The 25273-nt window shown below is 55.7% G+C and carries 23 protein-coding genes and 1 pseudogene; 13 read left to right on the top strand and 11 right to left on the bottom strand.

The window, feature by feature from the left end:
* Window positions 1–17: 17 nt before the first annotated feature.
* Genes ACMWJS_RS04390 through ACMWJS_RS04380 form a run of 3 tightly spaced genes read left to right on the top strand, consistent with a single transcriptional unit; the run spans window position 18 to window position 4065 of the window.
* A complete protein-coding gene (locus ACMWJS_RS04390; RefSeq protein WP_048223144.1) occupies window positions 18–1421 on the top strand; it encodes a cytochrome ubiquinol oxidase subunit I in 1404 nt (467 codons plus the stop codon).
* Complete coding sequence (cydB, locus tag ACMWJS_RS04385) at window positions 1421–2431, top strand: cytochrome d ubiquinol oxidase subunit II (protein WP_167210557.1); 1011 nt, start codon at window positions 1421–1423, stop codon at window positions 2429–2431. Before ACMWJS_RS04390 ends, cydB begins: the two co-directional genes overlap by 1 nt.
* Window positions 2432–2439: 8 nt before the next feature.
* On the top strand, window positions 2440–4065 hold the full coding sequence (locus ACMWJS_RS04380; protein ID WP_414746677.1) for an alpha-amylase family protein: 1626 nt from the start codon (window positions 2440–2442) through the stop codon (window positions 4063–4065).
* On the opposite strand, the gene ACMWJS_RS04375 is transcribed toward ACMWJS_RS04380, so the two are convergent.
* From ACMWJS_RS04375 to ACMWJS_RS04360, 4 genes are read right to left on the bottom strand one after another with little or no spacing between them, the layout of a single operon-like run.
* Complete coding sequence (locus ACMWJS_RS04375) at window positions 4066–5052, bottom strand: SDR family oxidoreductase (protein ID WP_414746676.1); 987 nt, start codon at window positions 5050–5052, stop codon at window positions 4066–4068.
* A 17-nt stretch (window positions 5053–5069) separates the two neighbouring features.
* The gene (locus ACMWJS_RS04370; protein ID WP_045910504.1) at window positions 5070–5588 is read right to left on the bottom strand and encodes a 2-oxo-tetronate isomerase; all 519 of its coding nucleotides are present in this window, start codon (window positions 5586–5588) and stop codon (window positions 5070–5072) included.
* 11 nt (window positions 5589–5599) lie between these two features.
* Window positions 5600–6046 (bottom strand): DUF421 domain-containing protein, encoded by a 447-nt coding sequence (locus ACMWJS_RS04365; RefSeq protein ID WP_414746675.1) that lies wholly within the window; start codon window positions 6044–6046, stop codon window positions 5600–5602.
* Between the two features lie 9 nt (window positions 6047–6055).
* A complete protein-coding gene (locus tag ACMWJS_RS04360) occupies window positions 6056–6559 on the bottom strand; it encodes a hypothetical protein (protein WP_063621939.1) in 504 nt (167 codons plus the stop codon).
* A 138-nt stretch (window positions 6560–6697) separates the two neighbouring features.
* Here ACMWJS_RS04360 and ACMWJS_RS04355 point away from each other — a divergent pair, with 138 nt between their 5' ends.
* The 4 genes and pseudogenes from ACMWJS_RS04355 (at window position 6698) to ACMWJS_RS04340 (ending at window position 11776) form a co-directional block, all read left to right on the top strand.
* Entirely contained in the window at window positions 6698–7087 is a 390-nt protein-coding gene (locus tag ACMWJS_RS04355) for a YdeI family stress tolerance OB fold protein (RefSeq protein ID WP_045910503.1), read from the top strand.
* 64 nt (window positions 7088–7151) lie between these two features.
* Window positions 7152–8036, top strand: a complete 885-nt coding sequence (locus tag ACMWJS_RS04350) for an SDR family oxidoreductase (protein ID WP_045910502.1) — start codon at window positions 7152–7154, stop codon at window positions 8034–8036.
* A 181-nt stretch (window positions 8037–8217) separates the two neighbouring features.
* The gene (locus tag ACMWJS_RS04345; protein WP_045910501.1) at window positions 8218–9141 is read left to right on the top strand and encodes a LysR substrate-binding domain-containing protein; all 924 of its coding nucleotides are present in this window, start codon (window positions 8218–8220) and stop codon (window positions 9139–9141) included.
* Between the two features lie 255 nt (window positions 9142–9396).
* Window positions 9397–11776: pseudogene (locus ACMWJS_RS04340) on the top strand (glucose/quinate/shikimate family membrane-bound PQQ-dependent dehydrogenase).
* A gap of 89 nt (window positions 11777–11865) precedes the next feature.
* On the opposite strand, the gene ACMWJS_RS04335 reads toward ACMWJS_RS04340, so the two are convergent.
* From ACMWJS_RS04335 to ACMWJS_RS04325, 3 genes are all read right to left on the bottom strand, one after another.
* Window positions 11866–13557, bottom strand: coding sequence for a methyl-accepting chemotaxis protein (locus ACMWJS_RS04335; RefSeq protein WP_414746674.1), 1692 nt, complete (start codon window positions 13555–13557; stop codon window positions 11866–11868).
* A gap of 160 nt (window positions 13558–13717) precedes the next feature.
* Window positions 13718–14836, bottom strand: a complete 1119-nt coding sequence (locus ACMWJS_RS04330) for an S-(hydroxymethyl)glutathione dehydrogenase/class III alcohol dehydrogenase (protein ID WP_021242543.1) — start codon at window positions 14834–14836, stop codon at window positions 13718–13720.
* 30 nt (window positions 14837–14866) lie between these two features.
* Complete coding sequence (locus ACMWJS_RS04325) at window positions 14867–15142, bottom strand: metal/formaldehyde-sensitive transcriptional repressor (RefSeq protein WP_008502288.1); 276 nt, start codon at window positions 15140–15142, stop codon at window positions 14867–14869.
* A gap of 200 nt (window positions 15143–15342) precedes the next feature.
* Between ACMWJS_RS04325 and ACMWJS_RS04320 the strand changes: the two genes are divergently transcribed.
* Window positions 15343–15966 carry a hypothetical protein gene (locus tag ACMWJS_RS04320; protein ID WP_229225841.1) on the top strand — a complete coding sequence of 208 codons (624 nt, stop codon included), beginning with the start codon at window positions 15343–15345 and terminating at the stop codon, window positions 15964–15966.
* Entirely contained in the window at window positions 15963–16460 is a 498-nt protein-coding gene (locus ACMWJS_RS04315; RefSeq protein WP_414746673.1) for a surface-adhesin E family protein, read from the top strand. Before ACMWJS_RS04320 ends, ACMWJS_RS04315 begins: the two co-directional genes overlap by 4 nt.
* Window positions 16461–16543: 83 nt before the next feature.
* On the opposite strand, the gene ACMWJS_RS04310 is transcribed toward ACMWJS_RS04315, so the two are convergent.
* On the bottom strand, window positions 16544–17473 hold the full coding sequence (locus ACMWJS_RS04310) for a LysR family transcriptional regulator (protein ID WP_414746672.1): 930 nt from the start codon (window positions 17471–17473) through the stop codon (window positions 16544–16546).
* Between the two features lie 90 nt (window positions 17474–17563).
* Between ACMWJS_RS04310 and ACMWJS_RS04305 the strand changes: the two genes are divergently transcribed.
* The 3 genes from ACMWJS_RS04305 to ACMWJS_RS04295 all read left to right on the top strand — a co-directional run bounded on the left by ACMWJS_RS04305 (window position 17564) and on the right by ACMWJS_RS04295 (window position 19224).
* Window positions 17564–18040, top strand: a complete 477-nt coding sequence (locus ACMWJS_RS04305; protein WP_262763857.1) for a GNAT family N-acetyltransferase — start codon at window positions 17564–17566, stop codon at window positions 18038–18040.
* A 124-nt stretch (window positions 18041–18164) separates the two neighbouring features.
* The gene (locus ACMWJS_RS04300; RefSeq protein WP_048030544.1) at window positions 18165–18833 is read left to right on the top strand and encodes an epoxyqueuosine reductase QueH; all 669 of its coding nucleotides are present in this window, start codon (window positions 18165–18167) and stop codon (window positions 18831–18833) included.
* 118 nt (window positions 18834–18951) lie between these two features.
* Window positions 18952–19224, top strand: a complete 273-nt coding sequence (locus ACMWJS_RS04295) for a DUF883 family protein (protein ID WP_045910495.1) — start codon at window positions 18952–18954, stop codon at window positions 19222–19224.
* A gap of 31 nt (window positions 19225–19255) precedes the next feature.
* On the opposite strand, the gene ACMWJS_RS04290 is transcribed toward ACMWJS_RS04295, so the two are convergent.
* Entirely contained in the window at window positions 19256–20719 is a 1464-nt protein-coding gene (locus tag ACMWJS_RS04290; RefSeq protein WP_414746671.1) for an EAL domain-containing protein, read from the bottom strand.
* A gap of 276 nt (window positions 20720–20995) precedes the next feature.
* On the opposite strand from ACMWJS_RS04290, the gene ACMWJS_RS04285 reads away from it, so the two are divergent.
* Entirely contained in the window at window positions 20996–21880 is an 885-nt protein-coding gene (locus ACMWJS_RS04285; protein ID WP_045910493.1) for a hypothetical protein, read from the top strand.
* A gap of 35 nt (window positions 21881–21915) precedes the next feature.
* On the opposite strand, the gene ACMWJS_RS04280 is transcribed toward ACMWJS_RS04285, so the two are convergent.
* Entirely contained in the window at window positions 21916–23091 is a 1176-nt protein-coding gene (locus tag ACMWJS_RS04280) for an HlyD family type I secretion periplasmic adaptor subunit (RefSeq protein WP_045910492.1), read from the bottom strand.
* The gene (locus ACMWJS_RS04275) at window positions 23088–25268 is read right to left on the bottom strand and encodes a type I secretion system permease/ATPase (protein ID WP_048030549.1); all 2181 of its coding nucleotides are present in this window, start codon (window positions 25266–25268) and stop codon (window positions 23088–23090) included. The genes ACMWJS_RS04280 and ACMWJS_RS04275 overlap by 4 nt, the downstream gene beginning before the upstream one ends.
* Window positions 25269–25273 lie beyond the last annotated feature (5 nt).

Genomic DNA, 25273 nt, shown 5'->3' with positions numbered 1-25273 from the left:
TCTCAGAGGTACGGACCATGTTCGAACTCGATGCGTTTCATCTGGCCAGAATTCAGTTCGCTTTTACCGTCTCGTTCCACATCCTGTTTCCCGCGATCACCATCGGTCTCGCCAGCTACCTGGTGGTGCTGGAGGGCATGTGGCTGCGCACCAAAAACGACGTCTGGCGATCGTTGTACCACTTCTGGCTCAAGATATTTGCCGTTAACTTCGGCATGGGCGTCGTTTCCGGGCTGGTGATGGCGTATCAGTTTGGCACCAACTGGAGCGGGTTCTCCCAGTTCGCGGGCAGCATTACCGGCCCGCTTCTGACCTATGAGGTGTTAACCGCCTTCTTCCTGGAGGCCGGATTCCTCGGCGTCATGATGTTCGGCTGGAACAAGGTCGGCCCGGGGCTGCACTTCTTTTCGACCTGCATGGTGGCGCTCGGCACGCTAATGTCGACCTTCTGGATCCTCGCCTCCAACAGCTGGATGCACACGCCGCAGGGTTTCACTATCGAGAATGGCCAGGTGATCCCGCAGGACTGGCTGGCCATCGTCTTTAACCCTTCCTTCCCTTACCGTCTTATTCATATGGCTATCGCCGCGTTTCTGAGCAGCGCGCTGTTTGTCGGAGCATCGGGGGCATGGCATCTGCTGCGCGGTAACGATACGCCCGCCGTTCGCACCATGTTTTCGATGGCGATGTGGATGGCGCTGCTGGTCGCGCCCATTCAGGCGGTGGTGGGCGATATGCACGGCCTGAACACGCTTGAACATCAGCCAGCAAAAATTGCCGCCATTGAGGGCCACTGGGAAAATCCCCCCGGTGAGGCCACCCCGCTGCTGCTGTTTGGTCTGCCGGATATGGAGGAAGAGCGCACCAAATACGGCCTGGAGATCCCCGCGCTCGGCAGCCTGATCCTGACGCACAGTCTGGACAAGCAGGTCCCGGCGCTGAAAGACTTCCCGAAAGAGGATCGGCCAAACTCGACCATCGTTTTCTGGTCGTTCCGCGTGATGGTCGGGATGGGACTGCTGATGATTACCCTTGGTCTTGTCAGCCTCTGGCTACGCTATCGCCATCGACTTTACCAGTCGCGCCCGTTCCAGTGGTTTGCCCTCTGCATGGGGCCGGCCGGGCTGCTGGCGCTGCTCGCCGGATGGGTGACCACCGAAGTGGGACGTCAGCCGTGGGTCGTCTATGGCTACCTGCGCACCATCGACGCGGTATCGCTGCATAGCACCCTACAGATGAGCATCAGCCTGCTGGCGTTCTTCGTTGTCTACTCATCCGTGTTTGGCGTGGGCTATGTTTATCTCATCCGGCTGATTAAGAAAGGACCTCAACCCGTCGATACGCTGACGTCAAACACCTCGGGCACACCTGCCCGTCCGCTGTCTGCCGCTGAGTCTGTTCCGGAAGAGGAGAGAATCTGATGGGCGTCGATATCTCAGTGATTTGGTTTGCCATCATCGTGTTTGCCACGCTGATGTACATCATTATGGATGGCTTCGATCTGGGCATTGGCCTGCTGTTTAACTTCGTGGGCGATGCGAAAGAGCGCGATGTGATGGTCAACAGCGTAGCGCCCGTCTGGGACGGCAACGAGACCTGGCTGGTGCTCGGCGGTGCGGGGCTGTTCGGCGCGTTTCCGCTGGCCTACGCGGTCATTATTGATGCGCTGACGATCCCCCTCACCGCAATGCTGATCGGCCTTATTTTTCGCGGCGTCGCCTTTGAGTTCCGCTTCAAAGCCACACCCTCACACCGTCGGTTCTGGGACTACTCCTTTGCCGGCGGCTCCCTGCTCGCCACCTTTAGCCAGGGCGTGGTGGTGGGGGCGGTGATCAACGGCTTTGACGTGGAGGGCCGACGCTTTGTCGGCTCGGCGCTGGACTGGCTCACCCCCTTTAACCTCTTCTGCGGCATCGGACTGGTCGTCGCCTACACGCTGCTGGGCACCACCTGGCTCATTATGAAAAGCGAAGGCGCGCTGCAACAACGCATGCGCGAGCTGACCCGCCACGTGCTGCTGGCCCTGATGGTGGTTATCGCGGTAGTCAGCGTCTGGACACCGCTCGGCTGGCAGTACGTCGCCGACCGCTGGTTTACCCTGCCCAACTTCTTCTGGTTCCTGCCGGTTCCTCTGCTGGTCGGCATCTTCAGCGTGCTGATCTGGCGCCTGACCCGCAACCCGGCCAGCCACGCGCGCCCTTTCCTGCTGACGCTGGGGCTGATTTTCCTCGGGTTTAGCGGGCTGGGCATCAGCCTCTGGCCAAACATTATTCCGCCACGCATCACCCTGTGGGAGGCCGCGGCTCCGCCTGCCAGCCAGCTGTTTATGCTGGTTGGGACGTTACTGATTATTCCGGTGATCCTGGTGTACACCGCCTGGAGCTACTACGTTTTCCGGGGCAAGGTCTCGGATACTGAAGGCTATCACTGAGGAACGCTATGACGGACTGGCATACACGGGCCATTATTTACCAGATTGATACCGCACTCTTTTATGATTTGAACGGCGATGGCTGCGGAGACATCGCCGGGATAGCGGCCAAGCTGCGCTACATTCGCCGGATGGGGGCGACAGTTATCTGGATCACCCCGTTTTACCTAACCCCCTTTCTCGATGAAGGCTATGACGTCAGCGACCATCTCCAGGTGGACCCCCGCTTCGGAAAGCTGGCCGATATCATTGCCCTTATCGAACAGGCCCGCGAGCTGGGCATGCAGGTCATTATTGAGCTGCTGATCCAGCACACCTCCGACGCGCACCCCTGGTTCCAGCAGGCCCGCCGTAACCCAGCGTCACCCTACCGGGATTACTACCTCTGGTCAGACACTGACGACGACGATACGCCCCCGATGTTTCCCGGCGTGGAGGAGAGCATCTGGAGCTGGGACGACGAGGCGGGACAATACTACCGGCACATGTTCTATCGCCACGAACCGGACCTGAACCTGACCTCGCCCGCGGTGCTGAAAGAGATTGAGAACATCATCCTCTTCTGGCTCAAGCTGGGCGTATCGGGGTTCCGCCTGGATGCCGCCTCCCACCTGACTACGCAGGCGGGAAACGGTAATGAAAAAAAGGGCCTGTGGATCCTCGAGCATATGCGCCGTCTTATTGAGGAGCATAATCCGGAGGCGATCCTGCTGGGTGAAGTGGACGTCGAGGTGGAGGCCTATCAGGACTACTTTGGCAATAATGACCGCCTGAATCTGGTGCTCAATTTCTGGCTCAACAAGTATTTTTACGTCAGCCTGGCCCGCAAAAGCGCCCGTCCGCTGCGCAACGCGGTGAAGAAGATGATCGTCCCGCCCGATTCATGCTGTTTTGCCAACTGGCTGCGCAATCACGACGAACTGGATCTGGAGGGCATCAGCCAGAAAGACAAACAGTTTGTCCTCGATACCTTCGCCCCTGACGACGAGATGAACGTCTATCAGCGCGGGATCCGCCGTCGCCTGGCCCCGATGCTCAACGGCGATCTGAAGCGGCTGGCGTTCTGCCACGCGGTACTCTTTTCCCTGCCTGGCGTTCCGGTGATGCGCTACGGCGACGAGATAGGCATGGGGGATGACCTCGAACTGGAGGAGCGCTACGCCGTCCGCACGCCGATGCAGTGGGCGGGATCGCAAGGCGGCGGTTTCTCAGCGGCCGATCCGGAAAAATTTATCGCGCCGATTATCAACCACGGCCCTTATCGCTATCAGAAAATCAACGTCGCTGATTCGCTGCTCCACCGCAACTCGCTTCTGCACCGGATCATTGATATCGCCAATACCCGCTCGGAGTTCCCCGAAATCGCCGTTGCGCCCTTTCGGCTCCTCACGATCGATAGTGACGCGGTGCTCGGGATCTATTACGAGACCGAAGAACGCAGCATCCTGACCTTTGTTAACTTCAGCGACCAGCCGGTACGGTTCACCGTCAAGGGGATCCGCAACGCCACCTGGACCGCCTGTCTTGCGGACAAACGCTACGATGACGCGCTGGTTTGCGGTAAAACCGTTGAGCTCAGCCTTGGCGGCTACGGCTATCGCTGGTTCTGGACGCACCGCAGCGCGCTGCGCTGATTACGGTTTCCTGCGGGTGAGCAAACGCGTTAATACAATCCCCGCCAACGCCAGCCCCCCTAACGCTACTTTGCCCGGCATACCGGAGGTCACGGACGTCGCGCGGGTTTTCGCTTCGTCAGTGAAACGGCCATGGATTCTGTGCAGGTCGTTAACCGGCTGGTCGAGATAGTCCCGGCGGTCCGGCGCGTTCAGATCGTCCGTCATCTGACCTTCCCAGGCTTTCTTCACCATCAGCCGGTCCAGAAAACCCGGGAAGAGGAACTGCCCGACAATCGACTGGATGGTGCTGCTGCCTACCCACAGCTCACGCACCGGCTTTTTCGCCACCCTGAAGATGGCGCTGGCGGCGACTTCAGGCTCGAACACCGGCGGTACCGGCCGCATCGCCCAGGCGAACTTGTTCCTTGCCCATTCAAACTGCGGCGTGTTAAGCCCCGGCATCTGCACCATCGAAAGCTGAACCCGGCTGTTCTCATGCATCAGCTCGGTACGTACCGCGTCGGTAAACCCGCGGATCGCCGCTTTGGCCCCGCAGTAGGCGGACTGCAGGGGAATGGAACGGTAGGCCAGCGCGGACCCTACCTGGATAATCACGCCCCTGTCGCGCGGAACCATAAGCTCGAGTGCCGCGCGGGTACCGTTCACGTAGCCGAGGTACGTCACCTCAGTCACGCGACGAAACTCGTCCGGCGTAAGGGTGCGAAACGGTGCCAGCACGGCCCCCATGGCATTGTTAACCCAGACATCAATCGCACCGAGGCGATACTCAATGTCGTTAGCCGCGTCCACCACCGCCTGACTGTCGGCGACGTCAGCCTGCACGGCGTGTGCATTTACGCCGAAGCGGCGCAACTCTTCCTGGGTTGAGTGCAGGCTTGCCTCATCGCGGGCGATGAGGCCGACATCGTAACCTGCTTTTGCAAAGTGCAGCGCCGTGGCTTTTCCCACGCCCGCCGTCCCACCGGTAATCACTATGACAGCCATAGAACCTCCACGTGAAATCAACCGTTATGCCCGTCCGACAATGCTGTCACCAGCTCGGCCAGCGAAAAATGCACCGCTTTTTCCACCACGTCCTGACAGTCGCCGGAGAAAAGCACGGTGCGGGTTTGCGTCTCGCCCTGGATGTTCCACGCAAAGCAGACCGTCCCCGCCGCCGTGCCATCGTCGCCCCCTTCCGGGCCAGCATAGCCGCTGATGGCGATACTGATATCCGCCTGGGCGATGTCGCGGATGCTGGCGGCCATCTCGGTCACCGTCTGCTCACTGACGGCGGTATAGCGCGCGAGCGTCTCAGGACGAACGCCGAGGATCCGCGCTTTGGCTTCGTCGCTGAATACGACCAGGCCAACATCATAAAAATCGGCCGTGTTCTCTTCGGCGCAAAGTGCTACCGATAGCTTTCCGCCGGTGCAGGATTCCGCCGTGGTTAAGCGAAGCCCGAGATCGGTTAATTTGCTCGCCAGTTTTTTCGTCAGTTCACCCACGGTATAATTGTTGTCGTGAAAAAGATTGCTCATCTTTTCGCCTCTTATTTCTCGAAAGGAATGATTGAAATATGTCCATTGCGCTCAAGTATGGCATATTTAATTTGGCTTATTTCGGTAATACCATTATTTTGACGCGCTGACACCAGAATATCATCGCAAGAGACATCGACCTTTTTGAGTTTATCCGCCAGGGGTACGCCGTTTTCCACCAGAATCACGGGAGTGCCGTCCAGAATATTCTCCACCGGGGAAAAATACTTCTTCATAAGGCCAAAAGTAATATCCACTACCACCAGGGTGGTAATCGTAATCATCGCACCGGTGACGGAAAAATCTTGTCCGAGTAGCGCCTGCTGCGTAGCTTCACTAATTATCAGGAGCAGTATGAGATCGAAGCTGGTCATCTGCAGCAGCGCACGCCGCCCGGCCACTTTAAATACCACCACGAGGAACAGATAAATCGCCAGCGCACGAAAGACCATATCCATATCAGCCTCCTAGGGGTAAATAAATTGCCAGAGGGTTATCTCCGGCTCGTTGTTTACACGAACGGTCGTGTTCCATTTACCGGCTCTCGAAGGCGTGGTGAAGAGTAACACCGCGAAGCGGTCTGACTTTTTCAGGTTGTTATAGACAAAATAGAGGGTCTTGCCACGGCTGAACATGCTGTCCGGCTGCGGCCAGACGCTGCCAGGCTCGTAAACATCGCTGCTCTCGCTGGCCATGCTGAGAACATACTTTCCCTCTGTTCGCACCGGGAACGCCAGCGCCATTCGCGTCTCCGTCTCCCGGCGGCCAAACCGTTCATAGCTTATGGTCAGTGATTTAGCGGAATTGGTTTTAACCGTATCGCTGACCCACCCGCTTGAAAACAGACCGGCGATAGCGGCGATGATAATAACCAGCAGAACAATAAAACCCACCTGACGAAACGCGTATTCAAACGTCAGCAAGCGATAACTCTCATCTATCCCGGGCAACTTTTCATTTTCACGCTTCATGGTCATCGTCACCGTTTCGCTTATTATCCGATAAGTTTGATTTTTCACGCGAATGTTTTTAGGACTTATCACATTTGCCACATAAAGAAATAGCAACAATACTTAATAAGTCAAGACACCCAAAATGAAGGATATCCGATGAAATTATCACTTATTTCCGCTTTTATGATATTTCTGGTTCCGGCCGCCTTCGCAGATAATAACGGCGGGTTACAAAAAGGTGAAGCTCCGCCGCCACCCCATGCGCTGGATAGCGGATATCGCGGAACCGATGATGCGCGTATTATGACCATCGATCAGGCAAAACAACTGCACGACGGTGCGACCATTTCATTACGCGGTAATCTTATTGATGGTAGCGGCGATAAGTTTGTATTTCAGGATAAAACCGGAAAAATCGACGTTATTATTCCCCAGGCAGTCTTCGACGGCAGAACGGTAAAACCCGACCAGATGATCAGTATCAACGGTTCGCTTGATAAAAAATCATCCCCTGCCGTCGTCCGTGTTGATCGTTTGCAGAAATAATTCAGCGAAGCGTTAACGCTGCAGTTATCCATCAAATCTCACCCCTTGGCTTAAGGAGTCAGCTATGAGTGATACTAAACAACGTACGAACGCTTACCCGCAGCCCCCGTTCCCGGAACAGCCACAAACGCCACCGGGACTGGCATCCGAAATGCAGCCCGTACCCGACCACGGGGAAACCAGCTATAAAGGGCATGGCCGCCTGGCGGGCAAAAAAGCGCTGATCACCGGCGGTGACTCGGGTATTGGTCGCGCTGTAGCCATCGCCTATGCCCGTGAAGGCGCGGACGTGGCCATTAACTACCTGCCTGAAGAGGAAAAAGACGCCGCTGAGGTTATCGACCTGATCAAAGCCGAAGGGCGGAACGCCGTCGCGCTGCCGGGGGACGTCCGGGACGAAACCTTCTGCCAGAACCTGGTCGAAGAAGCCGTCTCGAAGCTGGGCGGGCTGGATATTCTGATCAACAACGCCGGTCGCCAGCAGTTCCGTGAATCGCTTGAAGAGCTGACCACCGAAGATTTTGACGCGACGTTTAAAACTAACGTGTACGCGCCTTTCTGGATCACGAAGGCGGCTCTGCGCCACCTGAAAGCCTCGTCCGTGATCATTAATACCTCCTCTGTTCAGGCGGTGAAGCCCAGCCCGGTGCTGCTGGACTACGCTCAGACGAAAGCCTGTCTGGCGGTATTTACCAAATCCTTAGCCAAGCAGCTGGGTCCGAAAGGCATTCGCGTCAACGCGGTCGCTCCCGGGCCTTACTGGACGGTTCTTCAGTCCAGCGGCGGCCAGCCGATGGAAAAAGTGAAGGAGTTTGGCGGAGATACGCCGCTGGGACGTCCGGGTCAGCCCGTCGAGATTGCCCCGCTGTACGTCACGCTGGCCTCGGATGAATGTTCATTTACGTCCGGCCAGGTGTGGTGTTCTGACGGCGGTGACGGGGTAATCTAACCGCATAACCCTTTCCCCTCAGCAATGAGCAATAAATGAACAAGGATGTTCGCTCCTATTCCCCTGCCGAAAAACATGTTGTAACTCAAACAGATCAAATGTTAAAAATATTTTGCTATCAGGTTATCAAAATTAAACAACTTAACTTGTCACCCGCATCGCTCTGTTTTTAACATCGCCTATGGAAAAAAATGGTCTGTTCAGTCAGCGCATACGCTTGCGCCATTTGCATACATTTGTGGCCGTCGCTCAACAGGGAACGCTGGGGCGTGCGGCTGAAACTCTTAACCTGAGCCAGCCTGCGCTCTCGAAAACCCTCAACGAGCTGGAACAGCTGACCGGCGCCCGTCTTTTTGACCGCGGTCGTCTGGGCGCGCAGCTTACCATCGTCGGCGAACAGTTCCTGACGCACGCCGTTAAGGTGCTGGATGCGCTCAATACCGCAGGCCAGTCCCTGCATCGAAAAGAAGAACACAGCAGCGAGGTCGTCCGCGTCGGGGCCCTGCCTACCGCCGCGCTCGGCATTCTTCCGCCGGTGATTGGCCAGTTCCACAAGCAGCAACGGCATACCACGATCCAGGTTGCCACCATGAATAACACCATGCTGCTCGCGGGGCTGAAATCGGGCGAACTGGATATCGGTATCGGCCGCATGTCCGATCCTGAACTGATGGGGGGTCTCAATTACGAACTGCTGTTCCTGGAATCCCTGAAGCTGGTGGTTCGTCCCGATCACCCTCTGCTGCAGGACACGGTGACGTTAAGCCGCGTGATGGAGTGGCCGGTGGTGGTGTGCCCGAAAGGGACCGTCCCACGTCAGACCGCCGAAACCTTGCTGCAAATGCAGGGGTGTACGCTGCCATCAGGGTGCATCGAAACGCTGTCGGCCTCGCTTTCACGCCAGCTCACACTCGACTATGACTACGTCTGGTTCGTTCCCTCCGGGGCGGTAAAAGATGATTTGCGCCAGGGCACGCTGACCGCTCTCCCGGTAACGGCCCCCGGCGCCGGTGAGCCTATTGGTATTTTGACCCGGGTAGATACTCCACTTTCCACGGGCGCGCAGACGCTGCTGAGCGCCATCCGCAAATCGATGCCAGTCTAAAACCTTTTTGCCCCTCCCCCTAACCCTCTCCCCTCAGGGGCGAGGGGGCTGTCCTGTGCGTTAATCAAATAATGCGGAATAAATCATTAACAATTGCGTAAAACAATTTAACAGTTTTATCATAGCGGCGAATTCACCAAATGGTTCGCTAATTATTTGACAGAAACGAATTCACCGGTATTAACCATCAATCCCACCGCATTTATTACCCAACTGGTACATGCCCGACACGGCGGGGGATCTAAGGAGACAGAAATGGCATTTGGCAGCGCGCCGCGCGGGATACCTCGTATTCTGCAGTGGCTTCTTGCCGGACTGATGATGCTCATCGGTCTGGCCGTCGGCGGGTTGGGCTTTAAGCTCGCCACCGTGGGCGGAAGTAGTTACTTCCTGATAATGGGCGTGGTAATGGTGATTGCCGCGATCCTGATTTTCCTCAACCGCACCAGCGGGATCCTGCTATACGGCATCGCGTTTATTGCCTCGCTGTTCTGGGCGGTAAGCGATGCAGGCTGGGATTTCTGGCCGCTCTTCTCCCGCCTGTTTACCTTTGCCGTGCTGGCGTTCCTGTGCGCCATCGTCTGGCCCTTCCTGCGCGCAGCAAACCACACTGCCCCGAACAAGGCGCCCGCCTTTGGCGTCGCGGCCCTGCTCGCGGTGGCCATGCTGGTCAGCCTGGGCTGGATGTTTAAGCCGCAAACCCTCGTGGCAGCGAACGAGCCCGTTCCGGTGAAACCCGTTGCACCCGGCGAGCAGCAAAAGAACTGGGAACACTGGGGCAACACCACCCACGGCGACCGTTTCGCCGCACTGGACCAGATTAACAAGCAAAACGTCAACTCGCTGAAAGTCGCGTGGGTTGCGCACACCGGCGATATTCCGCAGAGCAACGGCTCGGGTGCGGAAGATCAGAACACGCCTCTGCAGATTGGCGACACGCTGTATGTCTGTACGCCGTACAGTAAAGTGCTGGCGCTGGACGTGGATTCCGGTAAAGAAAAATGGCGTTATGATTCGAAAGCCACCGCGCCGAACTGGCAGCGCTGCCGCGGTCTGGGCTACTTTGAAGATCATGCAAACGTGACAGTGTCACAGACAGGAACATCGCCAGCGGCATGCCCTCGCCGCCTGTTCCTGCCCACCACCGATGCCCGTCTGATTGCCATCAACGCGGATAACGGCAAGGTCTGCGACGACTTTGGCGACCATGGCATCGTGGATCTGAGCGTCGGCATGGGCGAGATCAAGCCCGGATATTATCAGCAAACCTCCACGCCGCTGGTTGCCGGGAACGTTGTCGTCGTCGGCGGTCGCGTCGCGGATAACTACTCTACCGGTGAACCGCCGGGCGTGGTGCGCGCCTACGACGTTCACACCGGTAAACTGGCCTGGGCGTGGGATCCGGGTAATCCGAACCTGACCGGCCTGCCGCCAGAAGGCCAGACCTACACCCGCGGTACGCCGAACGTCTGGTCTGCGATGTCTTACGACGCCAAACTGAACCTGATCTACCTGCCAACCGGCAACGCCACGCCAGACTTCTGGGCGGGCGAGCGTACCGCGCTGGACGATAAGTACAGTTCCTCCATCGTCGCCGTCGACGCGGCCACCGGTCAGGTCCGCTGGCATTTCCAGACCACCCACCACGATCTCTGGGACTTCGACCTGCCTTCCCAGCCGCTGCTGTACGACCTGCCTGACGGTAAGGGCGGCACCACGCCGGTGCTGGTGCAGACCAGCAAGCAGGGCATGATCTTCATGCTTAACCGCGAAACCGGTAAGCCGGTGGCGAAGGTAGAGGAACGCCCTGTCCCGGCGGGTAACGTTGAAGGTGAACGCTACTCCCCAACCCAGCCGTACTCCGTTGGCATGCCGATGATTGGCAACCAGACGCTGACCGAGTCCGACATGTGGGGCGCGACGCCAGTCGACCTGCTGCTGTGCCGCATTCAGTTTAAAGAGATGCGTCATCAGGGCGTCTTTACCCCGCCTGGTCTCGATCGTTCCCTGCAGTTCCCTGGCTCACTCGGCGGGATGAACTGGGGCAGCGTCTCCGTTGACCCAAACAACAGCCTGATGTTCGTCAACGATATGCGCCTGGGTCTGGCGAACTATATGGTGCCGCGCGCGAACGTGGCGAAAAATGCCAGCGGTATCGAGATGGGGATTGTTCCAATGGACGGCACGCCGTTCGGCGCGATGCGTGAACGCTTCCTGTCACCGCTGGGTATTCCGTGTCAGAAGCCGCCGTTTGGCACCATGTCAGCCGTTGACCTGAAAACCGGCAAGCTGGTGTGGCAGGTTCCTGTCGGCACGGTGGAAGATACCGGCCCGCTGGGCATTCGCATGCACATGCCAATCCCAATCGGTATGCCGACCCTGGGCGCGTCGCTCTCTACCCAGTCCGGTCTGCTGTTCTTTGCCGGTACCCAGGATTTCTACCTGCGCGTTTGATACCGCCACCGGGAAAGAGATCTGGAAAGACCGCCTGCCGGTTGGCAGCCAGTCCGGCCCGATGACCTACGTGTCGCCGAAAACCGGTAAGCAGTACATCATCATTAACGCCGGGGGCGCCCGCCAGTCGCCGGACCGCGGTGATTACGTTATCGCGTACGCGTTACCCGATAAGAAATAAGATGTGAAAAAGGGACCGAAAGGTCCCTTTTTTGTAGGTCAGTTTTTGTAGGTCGGGTAAGCGAAGCGCCACCCGACGCAACACGCCACTCAGAACGTCTCCCAGTTATCCCCGGAAACCGTCGCCGCCGGGCGTAACGGTACGTTCTGCGCCACCGGCGCAGCCGTCACCACGCGGCCCTGCTTTGCGCTGTTCAACCGAAACGCGCCAACCGCCTCGGTCAGACGCGCGCCCTGTTCCTCCAGAGACGCCGCCGCCGCGGAGGCTTCTTCCACCAGCGAGGCGTTCTGCTGGGTCACTTTATCCATCTCAGAAATCGCCTGGCTCACCTGCACAATACCGCGGCTCTGCTCATCGGACGCCGCGGCGATCTCCAGCATGATGTCGGTAACGCGTTTCACCGCGTCGACAATCTCATTCATGGTGTTACCGGCGGCAACAACCTCGCCGGAGCCCTGGTCAATCAGCGATACCGATTCGTTGATCAGGCTTTCGATCTCTTTTGCGGCATTCGCACTGCGACTTGCCAGAGTGCGCACTTCACTTGCCACCACGGCAAATCCGCGCCCTTGTTCACCCGCACGGGCCGCTTCTACCGCCGCGTTAAGCGCCAGGATATTGGTCTGGAAGGCAATGCTGTTAATCACGGCGGTGATTTCAGAGATCTTCTTCGAGCTACTGGAGATATTGCCCATGGTTTTCACCACGCCGGAGACCATCTGGCCGCCGCGGGTGGCTTTGCCGGAAGCATCTTCCGCCAGCTTGCTGGCATGATGGGCGTTATCGGCGTTCTGCTTCACCGTCGCGGTCAGCTGTTCCATGCTCGCGGCGGTTTGCTCGATGGCGGCAGCCTGCTGCTCGGTGCGGGACGAGAGATCGGTGTTACCGGCTGAAATTTCGCTGGTGCCACGGTAGATTTCCTCTGCCCCCTGACGTACGGTGCCCACGGTGTTTTCAAGCGAGTGCTGCATGGTTTGCAGATCGCGCGTCAGGCGACCAATTTCGCTGCGCCCCGCCACGTCGTCCGGCATCGTCAGGTCGCCCTTAGCGATATTCTCGATACGTTTCGCTGCCCGCTGCAGCGGATTGATTACCGTGCGGCGCAGCACGACAAAGGTCATCGCCGTCAGCACCAGCGCCAGCGCAAACGCGCCCACCATAAACATCAGGCCCAGCTGTGTGCGGCTGTGCGCCTGCTCCGTCAGCGCATTGGCACGGTCGGTACGGATCTTAATCGCCTTCAGCAGTACGGCGTTATAAGCGTCATCCAGTGGACGCGCCGTTTCGTTTTCGTGGTTGATGATCGCTTCGAACATGCCGTTTTTGGCGAATTTGACCATCGGCTGCATGCCAGCGATATAGGCGTCGTAACGCGCCTTGAGATCCGCGTCCAGCGCTGCGCCCTCGGCGGTGCGCACGGCACGATTCATGTAGGCGGTAAAGCTCTCCTGGGACTGCTTAATGCGTGTTTCCGCCTCGCTGATGTTCTGCTTCATGGCGTCCATCTCCGCGATACGGCTTGCCGCACCGGCGTGGATCAGATTGATACGCGCGGTTCGCAGATGGTTTGAGCTGTTCGACAGCCCCATACGCACCTGAATTTCAGCTGTGACATCCTGCTGATCGTTATCGGCCTGCAGCAGGAAATAACCCGCAAGACCCGAGCTCAAGGCAAACAGAAGAATAATGCCACCGAGAATGGAGGAAAACAGCGGAACCAGCCTGATGTGATGCAAGAAGCTCAGCTTGCGCTGCGCCAGCATCGAAGTAGTGTTGTCCATGACCGTCGACTCTCTTGTAGGTAAGATGCGTAAAAACACGCCTGTTAAATAGTCATCGGCACGGCAGAGATTTAGATTACGGCTAAAAACGCCGCACTGGTCACACTTTAGAGAAGATTATTAAAGAAATGCCAGCGGCGAAAAACCGCTGGCAGAAGAGTTACTTGTCGCCGAAATGGATAACGGTACGGATGGATTTTCCTTCGTGCATCAGATCAAACGCCTCGTTGATCTGCTCCAGCGGTAAGCGATGGGTAATGAACGGATCGAGCTGAATCTTGCCGACCATGGCATCTTCAACCATACCCGGAAGCTGGGTACGCCCCTTCACCCCGCCAAACGCGGAACCGCGCCATACGCGCCCGGTGACCAGCTGGAATGGACGGGTTTTAATCTCCTGACCCGCACCGGCCACGCCAATGATGATGCTCTCGCCCCAGCCTTTGTGGCAGCACTCCAGTGCGGAACGCATCACGTTCACGTTGCCGATACACTCGAAGCTGAAGTCCACGCCGCCGTCGGTCATCTCAACAATGACGTCCTGAATCGGCTTCTCGTGATCTTTCGGGTTCACGAAATCGGTCGCGCCCATTTCACCCGCCAGCCTGAATTTCTCCGGGTTAGTGTCGACCGCGATGATACGACCGGCCTTCGCCTGCACCGCGCCCTGAATCACCGCCAGACCAATGCCGCCGAGACCGAACACCGCCACTGTATCGCCCTCTTTGACTTTTGCCGTGTTATGCACCGCGCCAATACCGGTGGTCACGCCGCAGCCCAGCAGGCAGACTTTGTCCAGCGGCGCCTGCGGGTTCACCTTCGCCAGCGAGATCTCCGCGCAAACGGTGTATTCGCTGAAGGTGCTGGTGCCCATGTAGTGATAAACCGGCTCGCCGTTGTAAGAGAAACGGGTCGTCCCGTCCGGCATCAGCCCTTTCCCCTGGGTGGCGCGCACCGCCTGGCAGAGGTTAGTTTTGCCGGATTTACAGAACTTGCATTCGCCGCATTCCGCGGTGTACAGCGGGATCACGTGATCACCCGGCTTCAGGCTGGTCACGCCTTCGCCCACTTCCACCACAATCCCGCCGCCTTCATGACCGAGCACTGCCGGGAAGACGCCCTCCGGGTCATCGCCCGAGAGCGTAAACGCATCGGTATGGCACACGCCGGTATGGGTGATTTTGATCAGCACTTCGCCTTTCTTCGGCGGTGCCACGTCAATTTCAACGATTTTGAGCGGCTGGCCGGGGCCAAATGCAACTGCAGCGCGAGATTTCATATGTCTTCCCTTCTTGTCAGGTATGTGGATTTATTTTAGATAAGAGCGCAGTAAATGGCCGACTTCCGCCATGCGAACGGCTCGCTGATCCGGCGTGGTGTCCCCCGCAACCAGCTCATCTTTGAGGTGAATTTCAACCATTTCGCCCATCAGGCCATTGGCAGCCCCGCGCACGGCGGCAATTTGCTGCAGGATGGCCAGGCAGGGGTCGCCCGACTCCAGCGCGCGTTCAAGGGCATCAACCTGGCCCCGAATGCGACGGACGCGGGTAAGAATACGTTTTTTATCTTCGGGTGAATGCGGCATACGCCCTCCTGATACTATAGGGGGGTATGGTACCTATTTTGTTACCGCTGTGTAAACCTAAAGATTAGAGGGTTGAGGTTTTGTACAAAACTCGGGGGAGGCATTGAATACGCCAGACAACGAAGCAAAATAAAAAAGCGTAAAGTCTCATCCTGATAAGCCGATAAAAATAGGGTCTTTTTTTAATATAGGGATATTACATGCGTAAACTCATCTCCTCCATTGGGCTCATAGCAGGCATGGCTGTAGCCACACCCGCGGTTCACGCCAGCACGTTGACACAAACGTTGACCCGCTGCGACTCAACCTTTTTCAACGAGATTTATCATCAGCGAGCCAAACTCAGCCGCGTAGCCCCCTTAACGCTCAACAAGCATTCGCAGGCCTGGTTCAAAGCCCCTGAGGACGGCAATCGCACCATCTGGTTTGCCCAACCCCTGCATGAATTAAATCTGACGGTGTCGGGATATTACCTGCAAACCAGCAATCTCGATGAAATCAATTACGGTAAGTACTATTACTGGGGACTCATTTTCAAAGAGTCGCAAGAAGAAGTGATGTCCAGACTTGATCATTTGTCCTGGAAAAAGGCGGGAGACGATTATGTTTCTCAGACGATGATTAAAATCAACCCAAACAGTGAGTGGGAAGACAACGCGCAGGCGGTGACAGGTATTGCTCCGGCAAAAGAAAGTACTGAAAAGCTGTTAATGCTCAGCAAAGGTAAAGACGGGACATTATTGCTCTGTACCGTTCAGGGAAATGTAACGCCTGACATGCTGACGACATTAAGACCTGATTTATCCGCAGGGGATGCGAAATGAAAAAGCTAACATGGCTGGTATTACTTATGCTGACAGGTTGTACCGGGACAAGTAAACCCCATCCCCAGTCTACCCCCAAGCCACCGGCAGGCGTCATAAAAATCCTTGAAGATAAAAGAATTGCTTCGTATATCGATTTTCGGGTGATTTCAACTTATCAGGGTAACGATCACTTACGCCGCTTTTATTTCATCAATAACTACGCCGAGAAGACACTCATTATAAAAAATCCTCCCGTCTACATAGCGAGCTCACGGGCAATCGACGTGATTAACTGCGACAAAAACCAGCGTGCCGTTATGGCGCGAACCTATTTTTCGAAACCGTTCGCGGAAGGCGATGTCGTACATGTGACACAGGATGTGGGACAATGGGAAAGTTATCCGAAAGACTCTCTTTTTGGGACAATAGCGGAAAGCATGTGTAGTATTCCCGTTGAAAAACTCAAGCCAGAGCCAGCGAAAGATAATCGAAAACCGTTACTGGATGAATAAAATCTTCAGGACCTAAGCTTCTAAGGACAGACTCGCTCTGCTCAATATTAAAGCGCGGGCTGGGCTGTCCGCTAACAAATAGCCTACCGTCCCCTGACAGCCTGCGCCAGCGTCTGCAGTTCCTCCTTCACCCCGCGGGCCGCGCCCCGCTGGCCGCTGCGTTTATGCGAGTAAATTTTCACTTCAAACGTGCGTATCGGAAACGGTAACGCAAAAATCCGGAGATCCGCTGTCTTAATCAGCTTCTCCGCGGCATAGCGGGGGATCGCCATCAGCAGGTCACTTTCCGCTACGATAAACGGTGCGCTGAGCATCGACGGCGTTTTGATCGCGATTTGTCGGGTATAGCCCAGTTGCTCAAGCCGCACGTCCAGAACGCCCTGCTTCTCATTCCACGGCGTAACCACCAGGTGCCGGGCCGCGAGATAATCCTCCAGCGTCAGCCGGGTCCGGCTTGCGTTGCTGATGACCACATACTCATCTTCAAACCAGCCGATCTCTTCCAGTTCCGGATGACGGATATCCTCCGGCGTGCTGAAGCCCAGCGCCAGATCCACCTCGCCCGCCAGCAGTTCCGTCAGCGCTGGGCTGTGCGGCAGATAGCGCAAATCAAAGCGTAAACCCGGGGCAGTAAGCTGCAGCCTGTGCATCAGAGCCGGAAAAATGCAAAGCGCGGTAAAGTCCGTTATCGCAATCTGCAGGCTCTCCGTACTGCTGGCTGCATCAAACTCCGGCTGCGGGGTCAGCTCATGATTCAGGAACGACAGTGCAGAAGCAATCGAAGGCGCGAGCTGAGAGGCATACACGCTGGGGGACATGCGATGCCCTTCACGAAAAAACAGCGGGTCATTCAGGGTGGCGCGCAGGCGCGACAGCGCATGGCTGAGCGCGGATGTGCTCATCGCCAGCTCGTCAGCGGCCAGCCGAACGGAACGGTGGCGGTATATCGCGTCGAAAACGGGCAGCAGGTTTAAATCAAGACGCCTCAGTACCGGATGCATAATATTCATCATTTGTTGATTTCATTGCACTTAATTCTTCAGACAATACGCCGTATGCTTAACGCCATCAATCAAGACGCACGCTAAAAAGCAGGAAAAACAATGAGCATCACCCTTCGCCAGGCACGCCCCGAAGATGCGGCGGCCATTTACGCCATGATTTACGAGCTGGCGGTGTATGAAAAAGCCCCGGAAGAAGTGGTTACCACGCCGGAGGAGATCCGGGAAACGCTCTTTGGCGCAGGTACTAAAACCGAGGCATTGATCGCGGAGTGTGAAGGCAAGATCGCGGGCTATGCCGTGTTCTTCACCAGCTATTCAACCTGGCTTGGCCGCAACGGGATTTATATGGAAGACCTGTACGTTTCTCCGGCGTATCGCGGCCTGGGGGCGGGAAAAGCACTGCTGAAACATATCGCCCAGCTCGCCGTACAACGGCAGTGCGGTCGCCTTGAATGGAGTGTGCTGGACTGGAACCAGCCCGCCATCGACTTTTACCTGAGCATTGGCGCGCTGCCGCAGTCCGAATGGGTGCGCTACCGTCTTGACGGAGAAGCGTTGCTGAACTTTGCCGAATAGCGGCACGCGCTACCCGAGAAGATCCCGCCCCGCGGGATCGCGCTTTCCTGCATCGCTCCCGTCTCAACAGTTTCTGAATTTATGCTACCCTTCCATAAATTTCATCAACATAGTGCAGAACGCCATGACGACAGCCCCTTTTATCCGCCCTCAACTTACCCTACCAGACGGTGCCGACAAGCTGCTGCTGCACTCCTGCTGCGCCCCCTGCTCGGGTGAAGTGATGGAGGCTATCCAGGCGTCGGGCATTGAGTACACCATTTTCTTCTATAACCCCAATATCCATCCGCAAAAGGAATACCTCATTCGTAAGGAGGAAAATATTCGCTTTGCGGAAAAGCACGGCGTGCCGTTTGTTGATGCCGATTACGACACCGATAATTGGTTTGAGCGTGCGAAAGGCATGGAATGGGAACCCGAGCGCGGCGTCCGCTGCACCATGTGCTTCGATATGCGTTTCGAGCGCACGGCGCTCTATGCGGCAGAAAATGGATTCAGCGTCATCAGCAGCTCGCTGGGGATCTCCCGCTGGAAGAACATGCAGCAGATAAACGACTGCGGCCAGCGTGCGGCCGCGCGCTATCCGGGTATGGTTTACTGGGACTATAACTGGCGCAAACAGGGCGGATCCTCACGCATGATTGAGATCAGCAAGCGGGAACAGTTTTACCAGCAGGAATATTGCGGGTGCGTTTATTCGCTCAGGGACAGTAACCTGCACCGTAAGTCTCAGGGTCGCCCGCTGATCCGCATCGGGAAACTGTATTACGGTCAGGATGACAATGAGAAATAACGGGTTCCCGGTATAGAGATATATCCGAAAACCGCCCTGTCAGGTGCCGAATTTAGCCTTGCGTCTCCCACATCCGCAAAGAGCGGCTATCCTTTAACTATCAACAAAGGAGGCAAAAATGTCTGATATCGGTACTGATAAAAACACCCAGTTTGCTGAAGACAAGGCAAAAAATAAATTTGATGAACTTGCAGGTTCAGCGCAGCAGCAGTTTGGTGAATTCGTCGATTCACCAAAACATCAGGTAAAAGGTGCCGCGAAAAAATACGCCGCTCAGGCCAGCGATGCCGTTTCCGACGTCACAGAAGCGGTCAGAAATAATCCCCTCACCGGCCTCATCGCCGCGGGTGCTGTCGGTATTGTTCTCGGCCTGCTGCTGGGTCGAAAATAAACCAGAGCCCTTCGGGGCTTTATTTTTCTTATCAGCTAAATAACCGTACCATGCGATCTAACTCATCCTCTTTCACGGCACGTGAAAGATAATATCCCTGAAAGTTTTTAACGCCCAGCGCGACGAGTTTCTCGAACTTTTCTTCGCTATCAACCCCTTCTGCAATACAGTCAGTGCCGGTCATGTCGCTATAAATCTGAATCGCTTTTATCAAATTGTAGTCATTGTCATTTGCCACAAAGTGATCGACGATGTCCCGATCCAGTTTGAGTCCATCGAAATGGACCTGGCGCACCGGGAACATGGTTTGATGGTTAGAAAAGCAGTCATCCAGAAATAAACGACACCCCGTTTTGCGTAAATGCCGCATGGTTTCAGGGATCCTTTTATCCTTCGTCACGTCAATATCCTCTGCAAATTCAAAGACCAGCTTTTCCGCCCACTGCGGTTTAAGCAGCATATCGATGGCCTTTCGTGCCATATCAGGCAAGGCATTTCCGGAAGCCAGACGAGGCGGGATATTCACAGAAAAATAATATTTCCCGTTATACTTATTAATACCTGAAACGGCAGCATGGATGACCAAGGCCGTTATTTGCAGCCATATCTCATGATTGGTAATATCCGTTAAAAAACTGGCAGGCTTGACAATTTTACCGTTTTTATTCCAGCGAATCAGTATTTCAAACCCAACACCCTTTTTATCGCGATCGGTAATGATCTGATATGCCGGAAATATTTCGCGATTTCGTAGGGCATTAAAAATGTCGGTTTCCTTCTCCGTGAGCCCCGTTTTTTGACGTGGGTGTTTAGCAGGCATTTCTGCTTTAAAATTATGCGGTTCGTGTAGCCAACGCTTAATTAAGTGTAATTTAAGCACGCCTTCCTTACGGTGGGTATACACCGTTTTATTCGACAACCCCATTCTATCGCACATTTCTTTTACGGACATGCCGCGGTAGAAACTTAATAATACGTCAATTTCTCTTCGTGTTAACCACTTGAGATTTTCTTGCGAGGAAATATCCATGTAGCGTTCGCGTAATGCGCGAGAGCGATCCTTAAAACTTTTGTAATGGGTATGAAAGCAGGCTATTACATCAGAAACGCTGGCTACGCGAATCAATGATAGTTGATAGCGGTTATTTAAAAGACTGCCCAGCGTGCGGTACAGCCAGCCATCGGGAATATCACCATACAGGGTGACGTGCCGAATGACGGGCAGTGCATTGAGTATGGATGCCAGTCGCTTCAGGCTTTCCAGGAGGTTGACCACGCCTTTCCCGAGAAACACCACGATATGCGCATCCTGATTTTTAAGGATATTTTCAATATCCTGTTGAGATGCCTCATCTCCGTTAAAGTGGATCCGGGAAGCATGGATTCCGTATTTGTTAAGGATCGAACAATATCCCTGGAATGTGAAACCGCAGGCTGAGATGACAAACTTATGTTCATCGCACGCCCCATTTCTGAGAGAAATTTTGTGGGTCATAACCTGCTCCTGGGCACCAAAGCGCCATTTCCATTTGAGTATGCGTAAAATTTATTGCATCTGTTGCGAAGTATAATTTTACAGTAGCACCCAGGGTTAAGAAACTGTTATCAGCCTAATTCACCGGAACATCTTTGCGTTAATCACCCGCGTTTAAATATACTTTTCTTTTCAAATAACCACGGCAATTGTTTTATTCTCAGGGTATAATGAAAATTCCGAAAAGAAGACTGGATACTTCATCTATCGGCTCATTCAAATACGAGAAAAAATGCTATGGATAATCATATCTCATCCAGGGCCTTGCTACATCGAAGGGATGTTATAAAAAACAATCCACGATTCGGTGAGGCAATATTAGAGCACTACACAATTAATGACACCATCTACAAAAAACAACCTTTGTTCTACAAGACAATGCTGCAGGAATCACGGTTCAACATTATCCTCTCCATGTGTTGTTTTATTTTTGGAAATCAGGCCGAGTCAGTCTCAGAAATTAAAGAGTTATGCTCTCGCTATAAGATAGCCAGCCCTAACAGCGTTATTGCGATCATCACGATACTCAGAACCACCGGGCGCATCAGGACCTGGCGCTGTACGGAAGACAGACGCAAAACGAGAATCGCGCCAACCGAAAAAGGCCTGAATGAACTTAAGCGATATATGTCCGGCGCTTTTTTGCCCGTCAGTATTCTTTACCCAACATTCAATATTAACGTGAACCTGCTGGATAATGATATTTTGAGAAATAACTTCTTCCGCCGTGCGGCAGAATATCTTTTTCGGGGATTAACGTTCAGAAAGGTGTTGCCTGAAGTGGGATTATTTATCGATAAAGATGGCGGACGTATGATTATGCTTTATCTTTACCTGCAGGCTATGAAAAATAAATCTGCCCATGGTGCCGTCATCGACTATTCAGCCAGCACGCTCGCAAAAGAATTTTTTGTATCGCGTATCCACGTCAACCGGATTATCAAATCGGCTCAGGAGGCAGGCTATCTGAAAGATCGGGGTGATGGTCGGCTATCGGTCTATCCGGCGTTTATCGAACTCGTCGAAAATTATGCCGGGTTATATTTTGCGTATGTTACGCATTACATCAACGTTGTTCCTAAAGAGCGACGCCACGTTCACAACGTGACGTCAACCGTATAATCCACCAGGCGTTCGGTGTTCCGAACGCCGTTCACTTATCTTTCCCGCAGCGCCTCTTTTGCCTTGTTCAGCGGTTTCAACAGATAATCCAGAATAGTTTTGCTGCCGGTTTTGATATCAACGGTGGCAATCATGCCCGGAAAGACCGGAAATTCCTGACCTTGCTTATTGGTCAGATGGTTACTGTCGGTACGAATATAGACGCGATAGTAATAAACATCTCTTTTCACCTCATCCTGCAGGGTGTCCGGCGAAATCATGGTCACTTCCCCTTCCAGCCCACCGTAAATGGAGTAGTCATAGGCCGTCACTTTCACCAGCGCCTTCTGGCCGGGATGGATAAACGCCACATCGCGCGGCGAAATTTTCGCTTCTACCACCATCTGATCGTCAAGCGGAACCAGACTCATCAGCTTGCCGTTCGGCGGGATGACGCCGCCCACGGTCGTGACGTCAATATCCTTCACGATCCCGCGAACCGGCGCATTGAAGGTCAGTCGGGTCAGAGAGTCTTCCCGCCCCTTCATCACCGAACGCTGGGCTTCGATCTCCGCATTGGCTTTCGCCAGCTCTTCGCGGGCGCGGACGTAATACTGGTTTTTCATCTCGGTGATTTTATTCTCAAGCTCATTTTTTTGACGCTCAAGACGCAGCACCTCCACCTTGCTGGCCGCCCCCTGGGTCACCAGCGGACGGGTCAACGACAGCTCACGCTGCACCAGCTCGGCACCCTGACGTAAACCCGCCAGCCCTTTTTCAAGGCTCTCGCGACGGGACTGATAGAGCGCCGTTTCCTGCTTAACCAGCTCAACGTCGTCATCCAGCTCCTCGGGAAACGTCAGCTCCGTGTCGTTAACTTCGGCCTTCAGGCGTGCCGCCGTGGCCAGCGCCGCATTCAGACGCGACTCGCTCTCCAGCACGCTCGACTCGGTTTTTGTCCGATCAAGCTGCGCGAGCTGCTGGCCGCGCTCGACGATGTCGCCTTCGCGCACCATCAGGCTGTGGATAATGCCGCCTTCCAGGGACTGGATGACCTGCTCATGCGAAGACGGTATCACCTTGCCGCTGCCTGTCGTCACCTCATCAAGATGGAACAGGCTCGCCCAGGCGATAAACACCACCAGCAGGGCGAACAGGGACCATGCCACTAGGGTAGAGCGCGGAAGGCGCGGCTCCTTCAGTCGGCTATTAAAACGGGAGAAATCATTCATGCCGCCCCCTCCTCTGCAACCGCCGCCGGTTTCATGGTCACGGTGCGCTGCGCTGTCTTTTGCGGCGCCATACCATGCTGGTGCAGGATGGCGTCGCGCGGGCCGTCCATCACCACCTTGCCGTTTTCCAGCACGATGATGCGGTCGACCAGGTCCAGAATCGGCAGGCGATGCGTCGCCACCACCAGCGTGCGGCGCTTACCCAGCCATGTGTGAAGATGCTGAATAAACTGCTTCTCGCTCATTTCGTCCAGCCAGGCGGTAGGCTCGTCCAGCAGCAGAATAGTCGGCGAGGTGATCAGGGCGCGCGCCAGCAGCAGCGCCTGACGCTGTCCGCCCGAGAGTCCCGTTCCGCCCTCGTTGATGATAGTGTTCAGCCCCATTTTCTGTTTGCGCACAAACTCCAGCGCGCCGCTGTTGACCAGCGCCTGGTGAATCTCATCGTCGGTCGCCAGCGGGTTACCCATCAGGATGTTGTCCCGCACGGAGCCAAAGAACAGACGGGCCTGCTGGCTCAGCAGCTGCATGTCGCGACGCACGTCGGCCGGGTCGAGGTGATTGAGGGCAATATCGTCCAGCAGAATGCTGCCCTGCTGCGGCTCCTGCATGCCCGCCAGAAGCTGTAACAGCGTGCTTTTGCCGGAGCCATTGCGCCCGAGCACCGCCACACGCTCTCCGGCGCGGATCTGCAGCTTGCTGATGTTGAGCACGGTGAGTTTCTCTTCCTCGTCGTAGTAAAACCCCACGTCCTCAAGCGCATAATCGCCGCGCAGGTGGGCTTTGTGCACCTTCTTGCCGTGCTGCGGATCGTCAATCGGCCGCTGCATCAGGTCGTCCAGCCCCTTACGGGCAACTTTTGCCGACTGCCAGCGCGAGAGCACGCCTGAGATCTGCGACAGCGGCGCAATGGTCCGCGACGCCAGAATCGAGGTACCCACCAGCGCACCGGTGGTCATGTCGCCGCTGATGACCAGGTAACAGCCCACCAGCAGCACCACTGCGTAAACAATGGACTGCACCTCCTGGGTCCAGGTAAGCAGCAGGCCCGTCAGCCAGCGCTGCTTCATGCCGACGCTGGCGGCAACGTCGTTGGTGTTATTCCACTGATTCTGGAAACGCTGCTCGGCGCGCATCAGCTTGATGTCTTCAATGCCCTGCACCGCTTCCACCAGCGTGGCGTTGCGAATGGCGGATTCACGCATCCCTTCGCTGGAGAGTTTCCCCAGCGGGCGCTGCACCAGCAGGCCCGGAATAAGCAACAGCGGCACGGCGAGCAGGACCACCAGCACCAGCGGACCGCCAATCATCCACAGAATGAAGACGAACAGCAGGAAGAACGGCAGATCGGAGAGGGCCGCAATGGTCGTCGAGGTGATCAGCTCGCGCACCGACTCCAGCTCGCGGATCTGCGCGATAAACGATCCGGTTGATTTCGAGCGTGCGCCGTTTTTAATCCGCAGCGCGTGGGCAAAGACGCGTTCAGAGATGCGCAGATCGGCGCGCTTCCCTACCACGTCAGAAATGTGCACACGCAGCATGCGCATGATGAATTCGAACACGATGGCAATCATCACGCCGCCAAACAGCACCCACAGCGTGGCTTCTGACTGCGATGGTACCACCCTGTCGTAGACCTGCATGGAGAAGACCATGCCGGAAAGCGCCAGCACGTTGGCGACCAGCGCCACCAGCATAATGTCGCTGTAGCGTCGCCAGTCCTTCAGCGCCAGCTGCCAGAACCAGTTTTTCTCATACGGTTTGATGTAGTCATCCACGCGGGCATCCGGCGTGGACTCGAGCGGGCGCAGCACCATCAGGCCCTTTAATCGCGACCCGAGCGCCTCGCGCGTCAGCGTCGTCTCCAGGCCGCCGTCGCCGCTGAACTGCAGGCTGACGTTGCCTTCGTTGTCCATGCGGTTGATCACCGCAATCTGCCCGCCGGTGAATTCTGCCAGCAGCGGCAGACGCCACGGATCGAGGGAGACCGCTTCCGCCGCCACCACACGCATCCCCAGCCCAAGCTGGCGCGCCATCTCCTCCAGCACCAGCTGGCGCGGCGACTGGCTTTCATGGTTAATCGTGACCCGAACGTGCTCCACCGAAAAGTCCAGCCGGTAGTGCTTCGCGATGATGAGCATGCCCTGCAGCCAGGGTTCGTACTGTGGATGTGTCTTCATAATCT

The organism is Enterobacter sp. HK-058-C-ECC, from assembly GCF_047531125.1.
In the GTDB taxonomy this organism is placed as follows: domain Bacteria; phylum Pseudomonadota; class Gammaproteobacteria; order Enterobacterales; family Enterobacteriaceae; genus Enterobacter; species Enterobacter quasiroggenkampii.
Note: the sequence above shows the minus strand (reverse complement) of the source record. Positions and strands in the feature narration are given on the sequence as shown.